Annotated in this window: 21 protein-coding genes; 9 read left to right on the top strand and 12 right to left on the bottom strand. The window is 58.3% G+C overall.

The genetic code is table 11. The features are described from left to right. Positions 1-165 precede the first annotated feature (165 nt). Positions 166-486, bottom strand: coding sequence for a type II toxin-antitoxin system PemK/MazF family toxin (locus QVF59_RS17910; protein ID WP_287881602.1), 321 nt, complete (start codon positions 484-486; stop codon positions 166-168). Next, positions 480-728, bottom strand: coding sequence for an AbrB/MazE/SpoVT family DNA-binding domain-containing protein (locus QVF59_RS17915; RefSeq protein ID WP_287881604.1), 249 nt, complete (start codon positions 726-728; stop codon positions 480-482). Before QVF59_RS17915 ends, QVF59_RS17910 begins: the two co-directional genes overlap by 7 nt. An 872-nt stretch (positions 729-1,600) precedes the next feature. Between QVF59_RS17915 and QVF59_RS17920 the strand changes: the two genes are divergently transcribed. Beyond that, positions 1,601-2,305, top strand: a complete 705-nt coding sequence (locus QVF59_RS17920) for a hypothetical protein (RefSeq protein ID WP_287881605.1) — start codon at positions 1,601-1,603, stop codon at positions 2,303-2,305. Positions 2,306-2,505: 200 nt separating this feature from the next. On the opposite strand, the gene QVF59_RS17925 is transcribed toward QVF59_RS17920, so the two are convergent. Continuing rightward, positions 2,506-3,570, bottom strand: coding sequence for a fimbrial protein (locus tag QVF59_RS17925; RefSeq protein WP_287881607.1), 1,065 nt, complete (start codon positions 3,568-3,570; stop codon positions 2,506-2,508). A gap of 48 nt (positions 3,571-3,618) precedes the next feature. Further along, entirely contained in the window at positions 3,619-3,810 is a 192-nt protein-coding gene (locus QVF59_RS17930) for a hypothetical protein (protein ID WP_287881609.1), read from the bottom strand. A gap of 94 nt (positions 3,811-3,904) precedes the next feature. On the opposite strand from QVF59_RS17930, the gene betB reads away from it, so the two are divergent. The 3 genes from betB (at position 3,905) to QVF59_RS17945 (ending at position 7,822) form a co-directional block, all read left to right on the top strand. Next, positions 3,905-5,398: a betaine-aldehyde dehydrogenase gene (gene betB, locus QVF59_RS17935; RefSeq protein ID WP_287881611.1), complete on the top strand. Its 1,494-nt coding sequence runs from the start codon at positions 3,905-3,907 to the stop codon at positions 5,396-5,398. A 153-nt stretch (positions 5,399-5,551) separates the two neighbouring features. After that, entirely contained in the window at positions 5,552-7,267 is a 1,716-nt protein-coding gene (gene betA, locus QVF59_RS17940; protein WP_287881613.1) for a choline dehydrogenase, read from the top strand. 285 nt (positions 7,268-7,552) lie between these two features. Continuing rightward, positions 7,553-7,822, top strand: a complete 270-nt coding sequence (locus tag QVF59_RS17945; protein ID WP_287881614.1) for a hypothetical protein — start codon at positions 7,553-7,555, stop codon at positions 7,820-7,822. Here QVF59_RS17945 and QVF59_RS17950 read toward each other — a convergent pair whose 3' ends face one another. Next, positions 7,823-9,772 carry a methyl-accepting chemotaxis protein gene (locus QVF59_RS17950; protein ID WP_287881616.1) on the bottom strand — a complete coding sequence of 650 codons (1,950 nt, stop codon included), beginning with the start codon at positions 9,770-9,772 and terminating at the stop codon, positions 7,823-7,825. A gap of 250 nt (positions 9,773-10,022) precedes the next feature. Between QVF59_RS17950 and hmpA the strand changes: the two genes are divergently transcribed. Together hmpA and QVF59_RS17960 are read left to right on the top strand one after the other, a co-directional pair. Beyond that, entirely contained in the window at positions 10,023-11,246 is a 1,224-nt protein-coding gene (hmpA, locus tag QVF59_RS17955; RefSeq protein ID WP_159874984.1) for an NO-inducible flavohemoprotein, read from the top strand. A 148-nt stretch (positions 11,247-11,394) separates the two neighbouring features. Continuing rightward, positions 11,395-11,880: an RrF2 family transcriptional regulator gene (locus QVF59_RS17960; protein WP_287881618.1), complete on the top strand. Its 486-nt coding sequence runs from the start codon at positions 11,395-11,397 to the stop codon at positions 11,878-11,880. A gap of 104 nt (positions 11,881-11,984) precedes the next feature. On the opposite strand, the gene hemN is transcribed toward QVF59_RS17960, so the two are convergent. Then, complete coding sequence (gene hemN / locus QVF59_RS17965; RefSeq protein WP_159874982.1) at positions 11,985-13,391, bottom strand: oxygen-independent coproporphyrinogen III oxidase; 1,407 nt, start codon at positions 13,389-13,391, stop codon at positions 11,985-11,987. Between the two features lie 112 nt (positions 13,392-13,503). Here hemN and fnr point away from each other — a divergent pair, with 112 nt between their 5' ends. After that, positions 13,504-14,250, top strand: coding sequence for a fumarate/nitrate reduction transcriptional regulator Fnr (gene fnr, locus QVF59_RS17970; RefSeq protein WP_159874981.1), 747 nt, complete (start codon positions 13,504-13,506; stop codon positions 14,248-14,250). A gap of 132 nt (positions 14,251-14,382) precedes the next feature. On the opposite strand, the gene QVF59_RS17975 is transcribed toward fnr, so the two are convergent. Genes QVF59_RS17975 through QVF59_RS17985 form a run of 3 tightly spaced genes read right to left on the bottom strand, consistent with a single transcriptional unit; the run spans position 14,383 to position 16,512 of the window. After that, a complete protein-coding gene (locus QVF59_RS17975) occupies positions 14,383-14,841 on the bottom strand; it encodes a flavodoxin family protein (RefSeq protein WP_287881620.1) in 459 nt (152 codons plus the stop codon). Further along, the gene (locus tag QVF59_RS17980; protein ID WP_287881622.1) at positions 14,838-15,770 is read right to left on the bottom strand and encodes a DUF1853 family protein; all 933 of its coding nucleotides are present in this window, start codon (positions 15,768-15,770) and stop codon (positions 14,838-14,840) included. Before QVF59_RS17980 ends, QVF59_RS17975 begins: the two co-directional genes overlap by 4 nt. Next, the gene (locus tag QVF59_RS17985; protein ID WP_287881624.1) at positions 15,748-16,512 is read right to left on the bottom strand and encodes an RNA methyltransferase; all 765 of its coding nucleotides are present in this window, start codon (positions 16,510-16,512) and stop codon (positions 15,748-15,750) included. The genes QVF59_RS17980 and QVF59_RS17985 overlap by 23 nt, the downstream gene beginning before the upstream one ends. A 142-nt stretch (positions 16,513-16,654) precedes the next feature. Here QVF59_RS17985 and QVF59_RS17990 point away from each other — a divergent pair, with 142 nt between their 5' ends. Continuing rightward, positions 16,655-17,446: an inositol monophosphatase family protein gene (locus QVF59_RS17990; RefSeq protein ID WP_159874977.1), complete on the top strand. Its 792-nt coding sequence runs from the start codon at positions 16,655-16,657 to the stop codon at positions 17,444-17,446. Between the two features lie 66 nt (positions 17,447-17,512). Here QVF59_RS17990 and QVF59_RS17995 read toward each other — a convergent pair whose 3' ends face one another. Further along, positions 17,513-18,730, bottom strand: coding sequence for an MBL fold metallo-hydrolase (locus tag QVF59_RS17995; RefSeq protein ID WP_287881626.1), 1,218 nt, complete (start codon positions 18,728-18,730; stop codon positions 17,513-17,515). Positions 18,731-19,219: 489 nt separating this feature from the next. On the opposite strand from QVF59_RS17995, the gene QVF59_RS18000 reads away from it, so the two are divergent. Further along, positions 19,220-20,005: a substrate-binding periplasmic protein gene (locus QVF59_RS18000; RefSeq protein WP_159874975.1), complete on the top strand. Its 786-nt coding sequence runs from the start codon at positions 19,220-19,222 to the stop codon at positions 20,003-20,005. On the opposite strand, the gene QVF59_RS18005 is transcribed toward QVF59_RS18000, so the two are convergent. Together QVF59_RS18005 and ugpQ are read right to left on the bottom strand one after the other, a co-directional pair. After that, the gene (locus QVF59_RS18005) at positions 20,002-20,304 is read right to left on the bottom strand and encodes a SemiSWEET family sugar transporter (protein WP_159874974.1); all 303 of its coding nucleotides are present in this window, start codon (positions 20,302-20,304) and stop codon (positions 20,002-20,004) included. The genes QVF59_RS18000 and QVF59_RS18005 overlap by 4 nt on opposite strands. A gap of 6 nt (positions 20,305-20,310) precedes the next feature. Beyond that, positions 20,311-21,078, bottom strand: a complete 768-nt coding sequence (gene ugpQ / locus QVF59_RS18010) for a glycerophosphodiester phosphodiesterase (protein WP_205677480.1) — start codon at positions 21,076-21,078, stop codon at positions 20,311-20,313. Positions 21,079-21,361: the final 283 nt, after the last annotated feature.

Genomic DNA, 21,361 nt, shown 5'->3' on the forward strand with positions numbered 1-21,361 from the left:
GTTCAGGCGCGTCTCGCACCGGGCAGGACCTGTCGGGCAGCCGCAGGCCATACTTGCCTCAGGACCTAAGGGGGTCGGAAGCGGAAACACAAAACATCATCCGCGCTGCGCATGCAAACCGGCTTTCCTGCCCTGCTAGCCAAGAGATGACGGCTAGCACAGCACTCACATGGCAAACACTTCCTGCAAGGTTTCCAGTGTTGCCGTCAGTGTTTCGTCCTCCACCTCACCTAGTTTCTTGACCAGCCGTGTCTTGTCCAGCACCCGGATCTGATCCAGCAGAATCAGGCCTTGCTTACCCTGAAAGGTAAGCGGTATCCGGTATGGTGCTGGTTTGCTGCCGGTAGTCATGGGTGTAACGATGACAGTGCGCAGATAGTCATGCATCTCAGCTGGCGACACTACTACACAGGGACGCGTTTTTCGTATTTCACTACCCACGGTCGGGTCAAGATTGATCAGCCAGACTTCACCTCGCCTCACCATTTCAGCGCCTCATCACCCTCATTGCCAAATTCCGGGTAAACCAGCCCATCGTCTCCGGCCTCTGCCAATGCCTGACTGGCTGCCGCCCAGCCTGCCCGGACTTGTTCTTTGGGTTTGGCCAGCATGATCCCTTCTGGCGTCACCGTCATTTCGACTTCGCCGTCAAAGCCGAACTGGGTAATCAGCGCCTTGGGGATGATGATTCCCTGCGAGTTACCCATTTTCCTTAGCATGGCTTTCATCACTTACTCCTTGTATGTGCGCAGGCAGCGCCATCAGCCAATGTTATAACTTTGTTATTACAGCAGCAAATACTGCGAATGTGATATGACATCCCACCGACATGCGTCATCAGCACAGATGCAAGTGTTTCAGGGCAGAAAATGACTGTGCTGCTTTCGAAATTTTTGGGCGATGGATGTCTTGCGGTGGAACGCCCCGGTCAGGCTGGGGCTTCCGCCCTACGTACCTACCCCGTAGGGTGGATGCCCCGCAGGGGCGATCCACCGCGAAACGCTCTCGAATAAATCCATTTTCTCGGCTGGAAAACTACCGCACCAACGCGCCCACCTGCCCCGTCAAGCATGCCGACAGGTGGCCGGGGCGAGTTAAGTAAGCGCCTGCTTTGTTTGAGCGATTGGACGTTAGCAAATCGCGAGTTCAGGCGCGCCTCGCCCCGGACGGGACCTGTCGGGCAGCCGCAGGCCATGCTTGCCGGGGTGGCCTTGGAGGTGAAGGAGGGCTTGGCCAGGCAAGCCCTCCTTCCCGTCCGCCGCGTGGAAGCAGACATCAAAACAAGCCCCTTACCTGCACCTCTTGCCAGTGTTTCCCCGTCCCTCTACCCTTGCTGTCCCCGGTGGTGCTGATTAGCCTTGTCCCGTTGCGTGTTCAAACGCAGCCAGGTTTGGCGACCTGATCTGCACCCACCGGGAAAGCCGTGTCAAAGCGGCTTTTTCTGCTTGCGTCTGTCTCCTCCAATGGCAGGCCAGGCGGGGAGACCTATACGGTCTGCCGGTCAATGGTGGTGCTGCCGGTTCGCCAACCCCGCTTTGGCCTGCCACCCGCGTTTTCTTGCGTGCGTGGCAGCCTTCATTGTTCAAAGGAGGGCAGAACCATGACGCATCCCGACCCCAACATCCCCCAGGCCCCGCCCCTGACGCTGTACTACCAAGGCAAACCCGTCCGGGTGCTGCTCCACCACGGCCACTGCTGCCTGCTGGCGGACGACATCCTCGCCCTCTCTCCACCCCGCCTGCGCCACCAGCTGCAACAGCAACTGGCCGAATACCCCGGCTGCGCCCTCACCCTGCCGCAACACGACAGCCCGCAATGCGGCTGGCCAGAAACTGCCTTGCAACGCGCACTGCAACAAAGCAAACGCCCTGCCGCCCGCCAACTGCAACGCTGGCTGCAACAACAGGTACTGCCTGCCCTGCAGCAACTGCCACCCGATGCCCCGCGCTGGGAACAGGCGCTGGCCATGGCGGCCGAGGCCGGACAGCAGATCAGCCATGCCGTACTCAAAGCGGTGCTGGAACACGGCAGCAACTGGCAGCACAGCCACTGGCTGCTGACACTCAACTACACTGCCAGCCACCCGCGCCGCCATGCCCATGGCCGACTGGTGGCACTCAACAGCAGCGCAACGTCCTTGCAGGCACTGGCACAACACATTGCCGGGCCGGACGGGCTGGCCTGCAACAATGGCGAGCTACTGCGCCTGGCCAGTGCCTGTTACCAGCAATTGGCCAAACGCATGGAAAAACAAGCGTGGCGGGCGGAGGCGGCGCAAGCAGGGCGAGCTCCCCCACAGCGTTAACACATGGCATTAATGTTTGCGGATATATTTTGGTGTCAAATCGGCTCCACAATTGGCTTATCGGCAGCCCCTTGTCCAAATCATGCGCAATGGCTGGATAAACAGCACACCGGCCAAGCTCCCGATAGAAGTGGTATTTAACGTAATAAATTATTGGTTTAAAAATGGAAAATCGTGAATTTACCTATTCATCAACATACCTACTGATAACTCATGGTAAAGGTGGTACGTGCAATCACGTTTCCGGCACTCACTGGCTGATTACTGACACGGATATATTCCACATAAAAGCGGAAAGTTTGGTAGCCACCGCTCATATTGGCTAACCACAGCTGATTGGTATTACCTGCTTCGCTGGAATCGGGACCAAAGCGCACCGGTTGCAAATTATGCAATATCTGCAAACCGACACCCTGTGCACTGGATTCCGGCCCAAGGCTGAGAATATTGCTGGTATTGCCCTGATTAGTGTTGTCAGTGAAAGTAACGTAGATATTGGCCTCCGGCAAAACGGGGCAGTTAAACGAAAAAGAAAAATAAGTTCTACCGGCAGTACTGCCACTGACGGGCAGGCTGAGGCTGGAAATAGTGGGCAAGTTGACTGAAGAGCCATGCATGGCGGTATCACAAGTACGACGTTGTATAAAAAGTCCACTGGTATTGATAGATGTACTCGCTATGATGGTTTCATCCCCGCCACCTACCGACTGCGCGGTGATATTGACCTGAATAGGCAGGGATAGTGCAGGAACGTAGTAGTTAGACATACGGGGGCTGATCTTGATAAATCTGGCAGAGATATAGCCGTCAATCGTGGTTTGCCTGGGGGCTGGGGTAAAGCTGGCTTCCGCGCCACCCACAACAAGAGGGGCAGCCCCACCCAGGCTGTAACGCAGCACATAGCCCACTTCCGAACCAACAAAAGCCGGATACACCGGGTAGGTGACACCGCCTTCGCTGTAGTTGCCAACCGGTAGTCCACCCAGCCCGCTGCTCAGCATCACCCTGACCGGCTGACTATTAGAGTCGTCCAGCTGCAATTGGGCACAGGCAGCCATACCACGCGGTCCCCCCACCGCTACTGTAGGTGACCAACCACCCAAAGGTGTGAAAATGGCTTGGTTTTCCGGCACAACAATCGGTGTCGTCCCTTGTGGAAAATTGATGGTAAAAAAACTCAGGCCCGTGGCATTCCAGGGTGCACAGTTTGCTGCTGCGCCAGTCAACCAACACAGTGTTACCAATATCAAAAATAGTCTGATCATGCTGCCTCCTGGTGGTAAGCCTGCCTCACGGTTTTATCAGGGCTGGCTCTACCCAGAATATATGATCAAATTTTTACGAATACTCACAATATATTGATTATCAAAAGATTTTTCACAAATAACCTCTGAATAATCTCGATAATGCGCCAGCCCGCGCAGGAGTACCGGCCCCTGCTTGGCCAGCACCGCCTGGAAAAACATTGGCAGTCCGCCAGCCACCCAGGCAGGATGGATGCCCATAATCCCCCTGTCATGTCGCCACAATTGGCCCCCATGTCGGCTTTTGACACGCAAGGCGTCTGCCGTCGTGGCTCAATGAGCGGCATCACGGGCAATGCCCCACCCAGAACACAAGGAAGACAACGTGCAAGATGGCATCCTGAAAAGCTATATCGGCGGTCGCTATATCGATAATCCGGCCCTGCCGCTGGCCGACAACTTCAACCCGGCCAATGGCGAACTGCTGTGCAAGGTGCAGCAGGCTGGCGCGGCCGAGGCCGAACTGGCGGTCAAGAGCGCCGAGGCCGGTTTTGCGGTGTGGAGCGAGATGACCGGTGCCGAGCGCGGCCGCATCATGAACAAGGCGGTGGGCATTCTACGTGCGCGCAACCGCGAACTGGCCGAGCTGGAAGTGCGCGACAACGGCAAGCCCATCCAGGAAGCCGAGGTGGTGGATGTGCTGTCCGGCGCGGACTGCATCGAATACTTCGCCGGCATGGCCGCCGGGATTCACGGCGAACATTTCCCGCTGAAAGGGGCGTTTGCCTATACCCGGCGCGAGCCCTTGGGCGTGTGCCTGGGCATTGGCGCGTGGAACTACCCCATCCAGATTGCCTGCTGGAAATCCGCCCCGGCGCTGGCCTGTGGCAATGCCATGATTTACAAGCCGTCGGGCATGACGCCGATGAGCGCGGCCCTGCTGGCGGAAATCTACAGCGAAGCCGGGGTGCCGGATGGCGTGTTCAACGTGATTCAGGGCAGCTCGTCGGTAGCGCGCCAGCTGATTGCCGACGAACGCGTGGCCAAGGTGTCGATTACCGGCTCGGTGGATACCGGCAAGGCCATCATGAAAGACGCGGCAGGCACGCTCAAGCGCGTCACCATGGAGCTGGGCGGCAAGTCGCCACTGATCATCTTTGACGATGCCGACATCGAACAGGCGGTGTCCGCCGCCATGCTGGCCAACTTCTACACCCAGGGCGAAATCTGCACCAACGGCACCCGCGTGTTCGTGGCGCGCAGCATTCACGCCGCCTTCATGCAGCGTCTGAAAGAACGCACCGCGCTGTTGAAGATTGGCGACCCGATGCACCCGGACACCCAGGTGGGCGCACAGGTTTCGCCCAGCCATGCGCAAAGCGTGCTCAAGTACATCGACATCGGCCAGAGCGAAGGTGCGGTGCTGGCCGCCGGTGGCCAGCGCGTGATTGTGCCGGGTTGCGAGGCAGGCTGGTTTATTGCCCCCACCATTTTCGACCAGTGCCGCGACGACATGCGCATTGTCAGCGAGGAAATCTTTGGCCCGGTGATGTCGGTACTGGTGTTCGACGACGAGGCGGAAGTGATCCAGCGGGCCAATGCCACCCGGCTGGGGCTGGCGGCGGGGGTATTCACCCGCGACCTGGCACGCGCCCACCGCGTGGTGGCCAAGCTGCAAGCCGGGGTGTGCTGGATCAACAACTACAACATCACGCCGATTGAAATGCCGTTTGGTGGCTACAAGGAATCCGGCCTGGGCTATGAAAACAGCCTTACCGCCATCGACTGCTACACCCAGCGCAAGAGCGTGTATGTGGAGCTGACCGGGGTGGCCAGTCCTTACGCCTGAGTGCTGCCAGCAGAATTCCTGTTGCAGCGTTTCCGCAGAGACGCTGCGCGCTTGTCAGCCGCGCCAGGCGGCTCACCCTGTCATCCACACGATAACGGCAGACCTCACGGCCTGCCCTTGTCTTGTCTGAACCATCCGTAGCAAGGAGCACCCATGTCGCAACAGTTCGATTACATCATCGTCGGGGCCGGTTCTGCCGGTTGTGTGCTGGCTGCCCGCCTCACCGAAGATGCCGATGTCAGCGTGCTGCTGCTGGAAGCCGGCGGGCCGGACTGGCGGCTGGACTGGCGCACCCAGATGCCGGCGGCGCTGGCCTACCCGCTGCAAGGCACCACCTATAACTGGGCCTACACCACGCTGCCGGAACCCCACATGGGCAACCGCATCATGACCCAGGGCCGGGGCATGGGGCTGGGTGGTTCGTCGCTGATCAACGGCATGGTGTACATCCGCGGCAATGCGCTGGACTTTGACGGCTGGGCGGAAAACGCGGAGCTGGAAAACTGGAGCTATCTGGACTGCCTGCCCTATTTCCGCAAGGCGGAAAGCTACGACAAGGGTGCCAATGACTTCCACGGTGCCGCTGGCCCGCTGCATGTCACCACGCCACGGCCGGACAACAACCCGCTGTATCAGGCCTTTATTGCAGCAGGCGAGCAGGCCGGTTACCCGCGAACCGACGACCTCAACGGCTACCGCCAGGAAGGCTTCGGGCCGATGGACCGCACCACCACGCCATCCGGCCGCCGCTGCAGTACCTCGCTGGCCTATCTGGACCAGGCGCGCACCCGCGCCAATCTCACGGTAAAAACCCGTGCACTGGCCGACCAGATCCGCTTTGCCGGCAACCGTGCGGTGGGCGTGAGCTATTTGCAAGGCGGAACCCTGCATCAGGCCGAAGCGCGGCGCGAAGTCATCGTCTGTAACGGTGCCATTGCCAGCCCGCAGCTGTTGCAGCGCTCCGGCGTGGGCAATGCCGACCAGCTCAAGCAACATGGCATCAGCAGCGTGGTACACCTGCCCGGCGTGGGCGAGAACCTGCAAGACCATCTGGAAATGTATTTGCAATACCATTGCACCAAGCCGGTTTCCATCTACCCGGCGCTGCAATGGTGGAACAAGCCGCCCATCGGCGTGGAGTGGTATCTGAACGGCACCGGCCTGGGTGCCACCAACCATTTCGAGGCCGGTGGTTTCATCCGCAGTAGCACCGAGTTTGCCTGGCCCAACCTGCAATACCACTTCATTCCGCTGGCGATGAATTACGACGGCAGCAATCCGGTAAAGGCACACGGCTTCCAGTGCCATGTCGGCTCCATGCGCTCGCCCAGCACCGGTTTTGTGCGGCTGGCCAGCCGCGACCCGCGCGTCAAACCCTTGCTGCAGTTCAATTACATGGCGCATGCGGTGGACTGGCAGGAGTTCCGCGCCGGGGTAAGGCTGACACGGGAAATCATCGCCCAGCAGGCGTTTGACGAATTCCGTGGCGAGGAAATCAAGCCGGGCATGAAGATTCAGAGCGATGCCGAAATCGATGCCTTCGTGCGCGAACATGCCGAAACCGCGCTGCACCCGTCCTGTACCTGCAAGATGGGCTACGACGACATGGCGGTGGTGGACAAGGACGGCCTGGTGCACGGCGTGGAGGGCTTGCGCGTGGTGGATGCCTCCATCATGCCGCGCGTCACCACCGGCAACCTCAATGCGCCGGTCATCATGATGGCGGAGAAGCTGGCCGATGCCATTCGCGGCCGCACGCCGCTGCCGCGCTCACAGGCTGCTTACTTTACCGCTGGCAAACAGCCGGTACGGCTGATGGGTACGGAGGATTTCCCCTGGCCGACTGCCAGCACGCCTGCCGCCCATTGATTTTGAGGGATGTCGTGGAAGGTGGAAGGATGATGCGGCGCTTGACTGCGCCGCCGCACTTTCTACAATGCCATGCAGCGGCTGTTCAGGCTGCTGACAAAGTGATTTGGTACGATGTCACCGGACCCGGCAAAGCCGGGCCTTTCGATGAAGTGACTCATTCCACAGCCTTTCCATCTATTCCCTATCCCCCCGCCCTTACCCTGTAAGGGGGCCTCTCTTTCTTAAATGAAAGCGAGAAGGGGTTTAGCGGCTGCACCGCAGCCGTCTTCATGGAGATTGAAAATGCACACCCTGAAACCGCGTAATCCCTACGCCTGCTCACCCTTGCTGAAAAAGGGCGGCGCCCACCGCAGCAGCCGCTCCGGGCAGCGCCAGAATGCCCGTCAGGCCATGTTGGCCGAACTGGATGATCTGGACTGGGTCGATCAGCACCTGCCAACCCAGGCTGCTGAATCCACCCGGGAGGATGATGTACCCGGCAGTTTTTCTCGCCAGCCCACCATGACAAAGGCCGCTTCCCAGCGGCCTTTCACTTTGTTCAGCCCGGCCTGATCACACGGTAAAACGCCTGGCCAGCACACTCAGCTGTTCGGACAAGCCCTTCAACTGTCCCACCGTTTCTGCCGTCCCCTTCATTGCCCGGCTGTTTTCCTCCGACATCTGTGCCACCTGCTCCACATTCTTGGCCAGTACCTGGCTGGTATGGCTCTGTTCGTTCAAAGCCATCTGGATTTCTGCCACCGCCTGCTGTACCTGATCAATCTGCTGCTGGATGGAAACAATGGCAGCGCCCGCATCCTGGGCATGTTGCTGGCCGGCTTCCACCGTTTGCATGCCGCTTTGCATATTGCCCGCCGCCTGCCGTGCTGTGTGCTGGATTTGCTGCACGATCCCGCCGATTTCGGTGGTGGAGTTGGCGGTGCGCTCTGCCAGCTTGCGTACTTCGTCGGCCACCACGGCAAAGCCGCGTCCCTGCTCACCGGCCCGTGCAGCCTCGATGGCGGCATTAAGGGCCAGCAGATTGGTCTGATCCGCCACATCTCGAATCACATCCACAATGCTGACAATCGATTCCGACTGTCTTCCCAGTTCCTGGATGGTTTCCGATATGGTCGAGATTTCACGCACAATGCTCTGCATGCTGCGCCCGGCACCCTGGATAACCTGGGTACCACTACCTGATTCGTCCACCGCCGAGCGCGACAGAGCGTTGGCTTCCACCGAACGTTCGGCACTCATCGACAGGCTGGTGCTCAGTTGCTCCACCGCAGCGGCCATGCTGGAGGCCGCCTCGGACTGGCGATCGCTGCTGCTGGCCACCAGGCTGGCTCCCTCGGCAACATCATGAGCAGCACCATCCAGTTGCTGCGATGTCTGCACCAGTTGGCTGACCGTATCGCGCAACTGGTTGCGCATCTGGCGGATGGCCGCCAGCAGGCTGGAGTCGTCATTCGCCAGCAAGGTAATGCTGGTATCCAGCCGTCCGGCAGCAATCTGCGCCACCACTTCCTGTACATAGAATGGCTCACCACCCAGTTGTGCGGTAATCGACATGTACAGCGTGATGAACAAGGCAGTTGTTACCAGCAAGGCCAGACCAGCACAGATCAGGTACACATTCCTCTGCCACTGGATGCGAGCAATCCGCGCATCCAGCAGGCTGTCCAGACGACTCAAGGCCAGTTGCTGGAATTGCCCCGCCACGTCCAGGCTCGCGGCCTGCAGACCAGCTGGGCGGTAGGGCTGCCCACCGATGGCCTTGGCCAGTTCACCCGCATTTGCCCTGGTTTGTGCCGCCAGTTTCTCATCCAGGCCGGCAAAGCCGGATTTCAGCGTGGCGTTATACTCCACGGCCTTTGCCAGATCATGCTGCATGTTCTGCAAGCTCTCGCTGATTTGCGGAGCCAGTCCCAGAGCTTTGTCCCTGGCGGCGGCAGGCAGCGGCTGCCCTGCGGATACTTGCAGCAGGCCGTTGGCCTGTGTGGTGCGGGTCAGCCAGACAGGCCACTGCACGGTCAGGATATCCATCAGGTAGAAGGTATCAATGTCCGGGTCCAGCGTCAGATTGGACTGGTCGCTGGCCATGCCGCTCAGGTCTACCAGGCTGTTGGCCATGGCTTGATAGTTTGCTGGCTGCGGCGCAGCCTGCAGCTTCTTCCAGGAAGCATCCAGGGCCGACCAGCCCGCATCAAGCTGTAACTGCGCATTCAATGCGGTATGTGTCTGCTGCAGCGCCTGCCATTGCTGTTGCAAGGCGTCGGACACCTTCCCTCCGCTGTCAGCTGCGGTCTGTGCTTGCTCAAGAGCCAGCAGCAAGGACATGGCTGGCTGCAGATACTGCACGCCCACGCGCTCCTTGCTGGAAAAATCCACGCTGTCCTGATTGCTGCGGTACAAGCCGTAGGTGAGATATGCCAGCGCAACAACAAATACGGCCCCAATCAGGGCAAAACGGGTGGGGTAGCTCAAACGCTGCATCCGGCGTGAACAGTAGCGAAGCATGCAAAACTCCTTGGCAACAAGCAAAACAGCGGTCATTCGGTAAAACGTATTGTTTGTTTATAGCGCCACCATTTCGCATCGCAACAAGCAAATCCATCTCCCTTTTATGGTTAATAAGCAGTACTTGCCGGTGTGGTATTACTCCGTATAAAATGTATTGCAAATACACTTTAATTTTCCCAAACGCGTTGTGTCGAGACTTCAAACTCGCCCAATAAAATGTATTTAACACACACCTTAAGGATCCACCATGCTCAGTAGCGAAATCCGCCAGCTCGTCAAATCCACCGCCCCCATCCTGAAACAGCATGGTGTGCTGCTAACCAGCCACTTCTACCAGCGCATGTTCCAACACAATCCGGAACTGAAAAACATCTTCAATCAGGGGCACCAGCATGCCGGCCAACAGCAGCAGGCACTGGCCATGGCCGTGGCTGCCTATGCCGAGCACATCGACGCCCCCGAAGTACTGCTGCCGGTGCTGGAACGCGTGGCGCACAAACATGTCAGCCTGGGTATCCGTGCCGAGCACTACCCCATCGTCGGCAAGCATCTGCTGGCCTCCATCCGCGAAGTGCTGGGTGAAGAAGCCGCCCCGGACAGCCTGCTGGATGCCTGGGCTGCAGCCTATCAGCAACTGGCTGACCTGCTGATCAATCTGGAAAGCAGCCTGTATCAGCGCGCAGCCACCCAGCCAGGCGGCTGGAGCGGCTGGCGTCCGTTCCGTGTGGTGAAAAAACAGCAGGAAAGCACGGAGATCACCTCGTTTTACCTGCAGGCAGCCGATGGTGGTGCCCTGCCCGACTTCCAGCCGGGCCAGTATGTATCGGTACAGCGCTTCATTCCCGAGTGGGGCCTGAGTCAACCGCGTCAATACAGCCTGTCTGATGCACCCGGCAAGGACTGGCTGCGCATTTCGGTAAAACGTGAAGTTGCCCAGGGTGATGCACCGGCGGGCAAGGTGTCAGGTCAATTACACACGGCATTGCAAGAGGACGACATCTTGCAGGTTTCGCCGCCGTTCGGTGACTTCGTGCTGCATCAGGATCGCGATACCCCGGTGGTGCTGATCAGCGCCGGAGTAGGCCAGACTCCGCTGCTGTCCATGCTCAAGCATCTGGTGGAAAGCGGTAGCCAGCGTCCCATCCGCTACCTGCACGCCGCGCGTCATGGCCAGGTACATGCCATGAAACAGGAGGTCAGCGCGCTGGTGCAGCGCTACCCGCAGCTGCAACAGGCCGTGTTCTATGAAACACCATCGGCCAGCGAAAAAGCCGGCAAGGATTTCGATCAGGCTGGCCGTATTGATGCCGCCGCCATTCAGGCGCATGCGCTGCAGCAGGATGCCGACTACTACCTGTGCGGTCCGGTTGCTTTCATGCAGCAACAACGACGCCAGCTGCGTGATGCCGGTGTCCTGGCCGACCGCATTCATATGGAAGTGTTCGGCTCCAACGCCATCGCGGCCGATTAGGAAAGGCGCACCGCAACTGGTCTGGCCGTCCTGACGGGCGGCTGCCAGCGGCCTACCGCCTGCTCGTAGTTTGTTTGTCATCGCGCATTGTGAGGCAGCGCCGTGCGGAGTATCCTGCGCGGCACTGTCCACCCCGCCTTCCCGCCCAATGCAACTGAACCGATTTACCGATCTTGGCCTGCGCGTGCTGATGTATCTGACGCACCGCGACCGCGCCCAGCCGGTCACCATCAGCGAGATTGCCGAACGCTTTGCCGTGTCGCGCAATCATCTGGTGAAGGTGGTGCATTTCATGGGCCAGCAAGGCTGGCTGAACAACAGCCGCGGCAAGGGTGGCGGGCTGGCGCTGGCCCAGCCGCCCGAGCATTACCGCCTGGGGCAAATCATCCGGGTGCTCGAAGGCAATGCTCCACTGATCGACTGCGCCGAGCCGCCTTGTGCGCTACGGCAGGACTGCCAGTTGAAGGCACTGCTGGATGTTGGAATGCAGGCATTTTTCAGCACCCTGGACAGTTACACCCTGCGTAACATCATGGCCAGCCCCACCGGCGAGGCCATCATTCGCCTGCATCGCCAGCCCAAAGGGCTGCAAGTGGAGCCTAGCCCTGAGGATGACGCTGATCATCAATCGTAATGTGTTGTAAAAAACCATCACTTTTCAAACAAAAAGCCCGCTAAAAGCGGGCTTTTTTCCCTGTTTTTTTAAGGGATTCCCCTTGGAAAACAGGGATCAATACATCAAATTGTCTTCGAATATCGTGCCTTGGTCTCACGTTCTCGCAGGTGACGGTCAAACAGCATGGCGATATTGCGGATCAGGAAGCGTCCCTTGGGCTCAACCATCAGGAAGTCACCATCAAAAGTCAGCAGACCCTGCTTGTGGAACTCGCGGATGGCAGGCAGCTCGGCGGCAAAATAATCGGCGAAATTGATGCCGTGCACCTGTTCGATCGCCTCTACCGACAAGGAGAAACGACACATCAGCGCCTGGATGATGCCACGGCGCAGGATGTCGTCCTGATCCAGCACCATGCCGCGCATCACCGGCAGCCGGCCTTCATCAAGCGCTGCGTAATAGCTGTCCACGTCTTTTTCGTTCTGGCTGTAACAGGGGCCAACCTTGCCGATGGAAGACACGCCAAGGCCGATCATGTCGCAATCGGCATGGGTGGAATAGCCCTGGAAATTACGCTGCAGACGGGCCTGACGCAGCGCAATGGCCAGATCGTCCTCCGGCTTGGCAAAGTGGTCCATACCGATAAAGACATAGCCGGCATCGGCAAGGCTCTTAACCGCGTCCTGCAGGATATCCAGCTTGGTGCTGGGCAGCGGCAGATCAGCTTCGTTGATACGCCGCTGCGGCATGAATACGGTGGGCAGGTGGGCATAGTTGTACAGCGCCAGCCGGTCCGGACCAATGGCAATCACCTTGTCCAGCGTGCGTTTGAGTGATTCACGCGTCTGCAGCGGCAGGCCATAGATCAGATCAACGCTGACCGACTTGAAACCGGCCTCGCGCGCTGCTTCTATCACCGCTACCGTTTCCTCCTCGCTCTGCACCCGGTTTACCGCCTGCTGCACCTGCGGATCGAAGTCCTGGATGCCCACGCTCATGCGGTTGAAACCCAGGCGCGCCAGATGATGCACGGTCTCGCGACCGACCTTGCGCGGGTCGATCTCGATGGAATATTCTCCCTCCGGCAAAAAATCGAAGTGCGCACGCAGCATTGTCATCAACCGGTCCAACTGCTCGTCGGACAGGAAGGTCGGCGTGCCGCCACCAAAGTGCAGCTGGATGAGTTTTTCCCGACAGCCAAGGGAGGCGGCAACCAGCTTGATCTCTTTTTCCAGATAGTCGAGATAGCGGTCGGCGCGGGTTTTGTCCTTGGTGATGATTTTGTTACAGCCGCAGTAGTAACAAACCGTGTTGCAGAACGGGATGTGAACGTACAATGATATTGCGTTCTGATGCATGCCCAGGTGGCGTTGCTTCAGCCAGTGTTTATAGTCCTTCTCGCCAAACGCCGGGGTAAACCGGTCTGCGGTCGGGTAAGAAGTGTATCTTGGGCCTGAGCCATCAAGACGTTCGATCAACTCTCGGTCGAACTCACAGTGGGTAGGCGAAAACGGATGGGTGGTGTGCATGTCGTCGGGTATTGATAGTCAAACGTCAGGTGGACTGGTAAATTTGCGGAAAACGTGTGAATTCCGCTTTGACAAGGGTCAAGCTTCTTTACAGGGTTGTACAAAACACTCGATGTCAGACCAAAACCAACACACTCTGCACGCACTGAAGGTGTCCTGCTCCAACTGCAGCCTGCGCGAACTCTGCCTGCCCATCGGGCTGAACCGCGACGAAATGACACAGCTGGATGCCGTGATCCGTCAGAGCCGCCGCCTCAAGCGTGGCGAGTACCTGTTCCGCAGCGGCGAGGCATTCAAATCGCTGTTTGCCGTGCGCACCGGATTCTTCAAGACCAGCGTCGCCAGCCAGGATGGCCGCGAGCAGGTTACCGGCTTTTTGATGTCCGGCGAACTCATGGGCCTGGACGGTATTTCCTCCAACGTCCACGGTTGCGATGCCATCGCGCTGGAAGACAGCGAAGTATGCGAACTGCCATTTGGCCGCATGGAAAGCCTGGGCCGTGACATCCCCAGCCTGCAGCATCACTTTTTCCGCTTGATGAGCCGCGAAATCGTGCGTGACCAGAACGTCATGCTGCTGCTTGGCAACATGAAGGCAGAAGAACGTCTGGCTGCCTTCCTGCTGAATCTGTCACAGCGCCTGTCTACCCGTGGTTTTGCTGCCAATGACTTCATTCTGCGCATGAGCCGTGAAGAAATCGGCAGCTTCCTTGGCCTCAAGCTGGAAACCGTCAGCCGTACCCTGTCGAAATTCCAGCAGCAAGGTTGGCTGAGCGTAGACCACAAGCACATCCAGCTGATCAAGGCAGATGCGCTGAAAGACCTGATTTCCGGCTGCACCCACGCCAACGGCGTGTAAGCAGGCACTTCACTCCAGGGGCGATGGCTGCGGCAAGCGGCGCATCGCCCTTTTTGCATCTTGCCCCTTCGGGCAAGAATCGACCATTCACCGGAAGACCTACACCTTTTGGCGACGGTGCGCTAACTGAGCCTACCAGCGGCCAATCAGCATACCGGCAGCCAGGTATTCCCCCTGCTGCTCTGCGGCCGCCAGATGCTCCGCCGTGACTTCACCGCAGGCCAGCACCGGCGGTAATACTTCTTTCCAGCCATACCCGGTAGCAATACGGCGCATGGACTGGATCGCGCCCTGTCCATCCGTCCCCGCCGACACCAGCATCAAATAGGGCAGGCCCGCGGTCAGCCCCTGTGCCGGGTAAAAAGTCCGGTCGAAAAAATCCTTCATTTTGCCAGCCATATAGCCGAAATTTTCCGGCGTTGCCAGCACAATGCCGTCCGCACTCAGCAAGTCGTCCAGCGTGGCCTCTTGTGCCGGCATGCGGCACAACTGCAACTCCGTCGACAGAACAAGCAAGGGGCGACAAAAGGCCTCGACCAACTGCAAGGTATGGCCAGTCTGGCTGGCATGCACAATCAGCAACTGTTTCATCCGAGGCTGCACCCGGCCATGCTGGCCAACAGCTGCTGCAAGGCCGCCTGCTCCGGCCAGCCGCTAGGTACCACAAAGCCGCGCGCCACTTCTTCCCAGTAGCCATCGCCCACCGGCAGGAGTTCTGCCACCAACTGCGGCACCGCCGCCTGCAGCAACTCCTGACGCAAGCTGTGCTGCTCGCGCACGGTATCGTCCCTTACACGTGCCGGAGCCAGCCACTGCAAGCGGGGCAGCCAAATCCAGCGCGAGGCCGGACTGCAACTGGGCCAGTCCTGCCATACCGGGCTGATCCAGCCTTGCAGCTGATCAGCAGCCAGCGGAGGCTGCGGTGCCAACATCTGTGAGTAGAAGAACCAGCCGGCCAGCCTTGCCTGACTGGCACAGTCGGCAAAGCCCGCAGGTAACACCCGCCGGGCAGCGGGGTGATGCACCAGACGCAGTTGCGCCTGCAATTTGGCGGCCTTGAGCAGCCAGGCATCACGCAGGCTGGGGCCAATCAGCGTGTCCGGGCCACGCCCAAGTTGCAGATAGAATTTGCTGGCGGTTTCCACGTGCAGCGGTTCGCCATCCAGCCGGACCAGAAAATCGAACTCCCCCACCGTACGGCCACCAGCATCAGATACTGGCAAATTAGCTGCCACCAGCTCGATATGTGGTGCCAGCTGAAACCAGAAGGCCAGCAGGCGCTCGGCATAGTGGCCCAGGCGTCGGCAGGGCTGGGCGGCCAGCCAGGCATTGAGCGGAGCGGGGTCCTGTTCCAGTGCCGCCAGCAAGGCCGGGCCATCCCGGCCCAACAGCCGCTGTGGTGAAAGATTGCTGCCACTATCCCATGGGGCCGGGGCGGTTAGCAGGAATGCCAGATCACGCAGCGCTGGCTGCGTGAAGGGCAGATAAAAACTGCGCTCAGGACTCGCCGTCGTGCTCATGGCCGTCTGCCACGCGCTGGATCTGTTTCATCAGGCCACGCAGGATGTCCACCTCATCGCGCAGCATGCCAGAACGATTGAACAGTGCACGCATGCGGCGCATCAGCCGTTCACTGTTGCGGCGACGGTAATAGCCGATGGCGTCCATGGTCTGGTCCAGATGCTGGCAGAAGCCCTCCACCTCGCCCAGGCTGGCGGTTTCGCTCTCCGGGCGCAGGTATTCCACATCCACCTCGGTGTGGCTGAACAGCTCGTAGGTCATCACCTGTACTGCCATCGCCAGATTGAGCGAGAAGTAATCCGGGTTGCCCGGAATGGTCACCAGCCGGTTACATTGCTCCACTTCTTCAATGGACAGGCCGAAGGTTTCATTGCCGAATACCAGCGCCACCTGCTCGCCATCGCGGGCGCGGGCCACCAGTTCCGGCGTGGTTTCGCGCGGGGTGGACAAGGGAGTGGTCAGCTCGCGCCGACGGCTGGTGAGCGCGCAGGCCACGGTGACGTCGCTCAGCGCTTCGCTGAGGCTCGCCACCACGGTAGCGCTCTCCAGCACGTCAACCGCGCCGGATGCCAGCGCATTGGCCTCATCGCTGGGAAACACCTTGGGTTCAACCAGATAAAGGCGGGTCAGCCCCATGGTTTTCATCGCTCGTGCGGCGGAGCCGATGTTGCCCGGATGGTTGGGTCTGGCCAACACAACGCGAATGTTTTTCAGAAAATCAGGTACTTGGGGTTTATTCATCAGCAGTTTCACATTAAAATGTCGGGCATATCAAAAAGCCCGCGCGTCCGCGCCGGCTTTTTTTGTTCCTTAACCCAGATTGTTACTGTCAGATGTCGAGCCATGCAGGCTGGCATCTGCATTCAAGTTCTAGAGGCCGTCAATGCATCCGATGCTCAATATCGCGGTTAAAGCCGCCCGCCGTGCTGGCAGTGTAATCCAGCGTGCGTCGCTTAACCTCGATACCATTCGTGTTGAGAAGAAAAAGCACAATGACTTTGTGACCGACGTGGACCGCGCTGCCGAACAGGCCATCGTGGACATGATTCTCGAGGCGTATCCCAAGCACGCCATTCTAGCAGAAGAGTCCGGTGCCAAAGGCGTGGGCTCCTCCGAGTACGAATGGATCATCGACCCCATCGACGGCACCACCAACTTCCTGCACGGCCACCAGCAATACGCCATTTCCATCGCCCTGGCGCACAAGGGCCAGGTGCAGCAGGCCGTGGTGTACGACCCTAGCCGTAACGATCTGTTTACCGCCTCGCGCGGTGTTGGCGCTTTCCTCAACGACCGCCGCATCCGTGTTTCCAAGCGCTTCATGATGAATGAATGCGTGATCGCCACCGGTTTCCCGGTATCCGACCAAAGCTATATCGACCAGTATCTGGGCATGCTCAAAGACGTGCTGGGCAAGACGGCCGGTGTACGTCGCGAAGGCGCTGCCTCGCTTGACCTGTGCAATGTGGCTTGCGGCCGCGTGGACGGTTTCTGGGAAATGAACCTGAAGCCGTGGGACATCGCCGCGGGCAGCCTGATCGTGCAGGAAGCCGGTGGCATCGTCACCGACCTGACCGGTGAGCAGGAATGGATGGAGTCCGGTGACATCGTGGCCGCCAACCCCAAGGTGCTGGCCCAGCTGCTGGCTACCATCGCGCCGCACCTGAACAAGTAATCATTGCCTCGGTGCAGGCAGCAAAAACGGCAACCCGCGGGTTGCCGTTTTTTTACTTGCTCGATCTTATCCGTTCTGCACGGCCAATCTGCCATCCATGTGCAAGAACTGGCCATCCGTTTGCGCAATATTGGTATAGACAATACCGCTTTCGAAGTCCTGGACATGGACCACATTGGAACCGGTCTTGGGTTCATGCCAGTACACCATGAAAACCTGCGGACGAATCTGCACCGCGGTGTATTGCACATCATCCCCCATGCCCTTGAACATGCCGGCAGTCCCGACATAGCTCATCGACTTGTCATCATGGAAATTCAGTTCGAAAGTGGTTTCGCCAAAACTGACTGCCACCTTTTTACCAGCTGCCGGATAAGCAGGCTTTGCTTCCGCCGCCGGCCACTGCATTTCACCTTTGATTACCTTGGCACTCATCTCAAGCAGACTGTCACCCGCCAGACCCGGATATAGCTTTTTCATGGCTGAAATCAATTCAGCGGCGTCTTTGCTTATGTTTGCCTCTTTATCAAATGCTTTGAGATAATCACGGGTAAACTGCACGGACTTAATAGTAAACGGCTGACTGCCATCTTTATTCAGCATATAATGCCCCGGCACCACCATTGCTGGCTTGAGCGCTTCGATATCCGCCAGGGTTTGCAGCCAATCCTGTCGAGATTTCTCAGTCTGGGTATCGGCAATCCAGACATGCTGATTAGCCATCACCACCACACCACCGACGACTGCCTTGATGGACGGAATCCACACATAACTGCGATCCGGGGTTGGACCTTTCAAGCCCATCACTTCCAGTTTATTACCATCTACAGTCAAGGAATTGCCTTGCAGCACGTCAGGGGTAAACACTTGCTTGGGTGCATTTTCCTTGAGAATCGGCCCCCAGAAAGCCAGTTTGCCATCTTTGCTGGCACGGATGGCTGCCACCGTTTCAGGCGTGGCAACCACATGGACTTCCGGGAAGGCTTTTTTAATAGCCTCCAGACCAAAATAATAATCCGGATCACTATGACTGATATAAACCGTGGTCAGTTTCTTTCCAGTTGCCTTTATTTTTTCCACCAGATTATTGGCATCGGCAATAGAAAACTGCGCATCAATCAGCACAACTTCTTTATCGCCATAAATTATTTCAGAGGAAACTGCAAAAATACCTTTCACACCGGGGTTATATACCTGAACATTCAAGTTGGCAGCGGATGCCTGCGAGAAAGGAACAACACCAAACAAGGCAATCGAAGTAGCAGCAGCAAACAGAGATTTCATGGTAGCAAGTCCTAGCAAGAGTGGGCAGGGAGAACAGGAATGGAACTCCTGGGCACATTCTTGTGGATTACCCATCCTTTAGGACAATGTAAATTCCTAACAATGCATAGGAAATTTCTTAACCATTGCATTTTAAACCACAGCCATGAATACACGGCACAACATACCGCTGCAATTTTGGTTTTTCCTTAATACTGCCAGATTGTTTCTGCTCCGCCATTTTAGTGCCCTGACTCTTTCCTGTTGGTCAACAGACAAAACCTTCCCCAGCAACAACGGCAAAGTGGCATGGTGAGAAAACGACAGTCAACAAGGCAATCTCGCCGGGAGACAAGGGACATTGCATGCCGACGCATGCTAGCCAACGGCGCTGTTATGGGTGCCAGGAGCAAGCCTGGCCCGCCTTGTCTGCGTAATGACAAGGCAAAGACGTTTCACTTAAATCTGTATCTGCTATTCTGAGCAAAAATCAGACTGCAAAGCACACCAATGCCCAGATTCTTTCCGCCTGTCATTCTGACTGCACTACTGTGCACTTCCGTCATGGTGCAGGCCGCAGGACCAGACTGCAGCCGCAGCTATACGCTGGCGTTGCATGAACACGGCCTGCTGTACAACGCCAGCACACGCACCGGCATTGACAAGGATGTAGCTGACGAGCTGATCAGGCGTAGCGGCTGCAAGGTAGAAGTCAGCCTGCTGCCACGCTCGCGCATCTGGAAGCTGCTGGAAGTCGGCAACCTGGACTTCAGCCTGTCCGGCATCACCAATGAAGAACGGGAACGCTACGCGGCCTTTGCCTGGTATTTTGCCGACAAGTTCAGTCTGATCGTGCGCAAGGATAGTGGCATCCAGAGTCTGAGCGAATTTGACAGCCGCAGCGATGTGAAGCTGGGCGGTATTCTCAGCTTCCGCTACAGCGACACCATCAATCAGCTGGTCGACAAGCTGGACCGTAACGGCAGACTGGTCGGGAGTTACGACTACGACATGCTGTACCAGAACCTGCGCCAGGACCGTACCCAGGCCATCATCATCGAGCCTTTTGATTATTCCGACCTGGAAAAATACCAGGTCAGCAAACTGGTACGCATTCTGGAGACCAACGACCAGCCGACACCGCATGGTCTGATCATGTCGAAAAAAACCATCTCCCCGGAACAGCAGGAACGCTGGCGTGAACTAATCAACAACATGCGCCGGGACGGCACGCTGCTGAAAATTTTCCGCAAGTACTTCAACCGTGAAGAAGCCTTGCAAATGACCAGCTTCTAGACAGTCCCCGGCTGCTTTGCCGACATACCGCGCCGACGCAAGTCAAACAGCAGCTTCATCACCAGCACAGCGCCGCTCAGCAACAGGGTAAGGCCGTTGGCCAGCACCACCGGCCGCGAGTGGATCAGCACGCCATAGGCCAACCACATGGCCACGCCACTACACATCAGCAGATACATGCCCAGTGAGATATCGCTGGCAGAGCGCTTGCGCCACACCAGCCAAACCTGCGGCAAAAAGGACACGGTAGTCAGACACCCGGCCAACAGGCCCAGCCACTCCACCAGATCAGCAGCCATACCGCGTCACTCCGCCAGCCATTGTGCTGGCTGCAGTAAATCCAGCCGGTCGGTACACACGCTGTCCACGCCCCAGGCCATGATTTCACGTGCCCTTGCTGCGTCATTTACCGTGTAACACAGCAACTGGTAGCCAGCCGCCTTGATGGCTGCCGCTAAAGCCGGGCTCAGGGTCGTGTGATCGCAATGCAGGGCGATGCAGTCCAGCTGCTGCAATCTGTCCTGCCAGTCTGCCGGAATCTCCTCCACCAACCAGGCACGGGGCAGTCCGGGTTCAGCCTGCTGCGCGGCCTGCAAGGCTTCGAAGCTGAAGGATGACAACAGCGGCGGTACTGCCGCTCCGGCCCATAAGCGCGCAGCCTCTTGCGCCACCATACGGCCGGTTTCTGCATCACGCCCCGGGCAGGGCTTGATTTCCACATTCAACAACATGCCATGCGCCCGACAACAGGCCGCCACATTGGCAAAGCTGGGCAATGCCTCGCCAGCAAATGCCGCCCCTTTCCAGCTGCCGGCATCCAGCAAGACCAGCTGCGCCATACTGAGCTCGGCGGCCAGGCCACGGCCATTGCTGGTGCGATCCACACTGTCATCATGCAGCAGGAAGCACACATTATCGGCCGACAGTTTCACATCACATTCCGCCCCCCGATATCCATAGGCAAGTCCAGCACGAAAGCCGGCCACGGTGTTTTCCGGTGCCAGTGCGCCACCGCCACGGTGTGCAAGTAGTGCAGGATAAGGCCAGCCAGAACGGGCTTGCAGTTGGGACATCGGTTATCTCCATCAGAGTGAGTAAACGGGCAGCGCTACGTGGCCAGGATCACAGCAAGGCGGCAGATCCATCCGACATACTAGCCTGCGGCGCAGGCAGCGCCAGCCCTTGTTTGCGGTTTTTTCATCAGCCACGCCAAATAGTCATGCATACCGCCATCAGAAGGCAAAACCGGCAAATTATCCTGAGCCCAGGTGACGCAGGCATGACAAAAAGCGACCATGTCCCACGCGCGTCAACGGTAAGGGCAGCGGAAAAACGGCAAACAGGCCACTTCAGCAG

This window comes from Aquitalea sp. (assembly GCF_030150775.1).
GTDB classification, from domain to species: domain Bacteria; phylum Pseudomonadota; class Gammaproteobacteria; order Burkholderiales; family Chromobacteriaceae; genus Aquitalea; species Aquitalea denitrificans.

What these genes read in the sequence shown, in the direction of transcription:
- QVF59_RS17910 (WP_287881602.1), bottom strand. Translation starts at nt 486, where the DNA reads ATGGTGAGGCGAGGTGAAGTCTGGCTGATCAATCTTGACCCGACCGTG.
- QVF59_RS17960 (WP_287881618.1), top strand. Translation starts at nt 11,395, where the DNA reads ATGCAACTGAACCGATTTACCGATCTTGGCCTGCGCGTGCTGATGTAT.
- QVF59_RS17920 (WP_287881605.1), top strand. Translation starts at nt 1,601, where the DNA reads ATGACGCATCCCGACCCCAACATCCCCCAGGCCCCGCCCCTGACGCTG.
- betA (WP_287881613.1), top strand. Translation starts at nt 5,552, where the DNA reads ATGTCGCAACAGTTCGATTACATCATCGTCGGGGCCGGTTCTGCCGGT.
- QVF59_RS17950 (WP_287881616.1), bottom strand. Translation starts at nt 9,772, where the DNA reads ATGCTTCGCTACTGTTCACGCCGGATGCAGCGTTTGAGCTACCCCACC.
- QVF59_RS17975 (WP_287881620.1), bottom strand. Translation starts at nt 14,841, where the DNA reads ATGAAACAGTTGCTGATTGTGCATGCCAGCCAGACTGGCCATACCTTG.
- hemN (WP_159874982.1), bottom strand. Translation starts at nt 13,391, where the DNA reads ATGCACACCACCCATCCGTTTTCGCCTACCCACTGTGAGTTCGACCGA.
- ugpQ (WP_205677480.1), bottom strand. Translation starts at nt 21,078, where the DNA reads ATGTCCCAACTGCAAGCCCGTTCTGGCTGGCCTTATCCTGCACTACTT.
- QVF59_RS18005 (WP_159874974.1), bottom strand. Translation starts at nt 20,304, where the DNA reads ATGGCTGCTGATCTGGTGGAGTGGCTGGGCCTGTTGGCCGGGTGTCTG.
- QVF59_RS17980 (WP_287881622.1), bottom strand. Translation starts at nt 15,770, where the DNA reads ATGAGCACGACGGCGAGTCCTGAGCGCAGTTTTTATCTGCCCTTCACG.
- QVF59_RS17915 (WP_287881604.1), bottom strand. Translation starts at nt 728, where the DNA reads ATGAAAGCCATGCTAAGGAAAATGGGTAACTCGCAGGGAATCATCATC.
- betB (WP_287881611.1), top strand. Translation starts at nt 3,905, where the DNA reads ATGCCCCACCCAGAACACAAGGAAGACAACGTGCAAGATGGCATCCTG.
- QVF59_RS17990 (WP_159874977.1), top strand. Translation starts at nt 16,655, where the DNA reads ATGCATCCGATGCTCAATATCGCGGTTAAAGCCGCCCGCCGTGCTGGC.
- QVF59_RS17995 (WP_287881626.1), bottom strand. Translation starts at nt 18,730, where the DNA reads ATGAAATCTCTGTTTGCTGCTGCTACTTCGATTGCCTTGTTTGGTGTT.
- QVF59_RS17945 (WP_287881614.1), top strand. Translation starts at nt 7,553, where the DNA reads ATGCACACCCTGAAACCGCGTAATCCCTACGCCTGCTCACCCTTGCTG.
- QVF59_RS17930 (WP_287881609.1), bottom strand. Translation starts at nt 3,810, where the DNA reads ATGGGCATCCATCCTGCCTGGGTGGCTGGCGGACTGCCAATGTTTTTC.
- QVF59_RS18000 (WP_159874975.1), top strand. Translation starts at nt 19,220, where the DNA reads ATGCCCAGATTCTTTCCGCCTGTCATTCTGACTGCACTACTGTGCACT.
- QVF59_RS17985 (WP_287881624.1), bottom strand. Translation starts at nt 16,512, where the DNA reads ATGAATAAACCCCAAGTACCTGATTTTCTGAAAAACATTCGCGTTGTG.
- fnr (WP_159874981.1), top strand. Translation starts at nt 13,504, where the DNA reads ATGTCAGACCAAAACCAACACACTCTGCACGCACTGAAGGTGTCCTGC.
- hmpA (WP_159874984.1), top strand. Translation starts at nt 10,023, where the DNA reads ATGCTCAGTAGCGAAATCCGCCAGCTCGTCAAATCCACCGCCCCCATC.
- QVF59_RS17925 (WP_287881607.1), bottom strand. Translation starts at nt 3,570, where the DNA reads ATGATCAGACTATTTTTGATATTGGTAACACTGTGTTGGTTGACTGGC.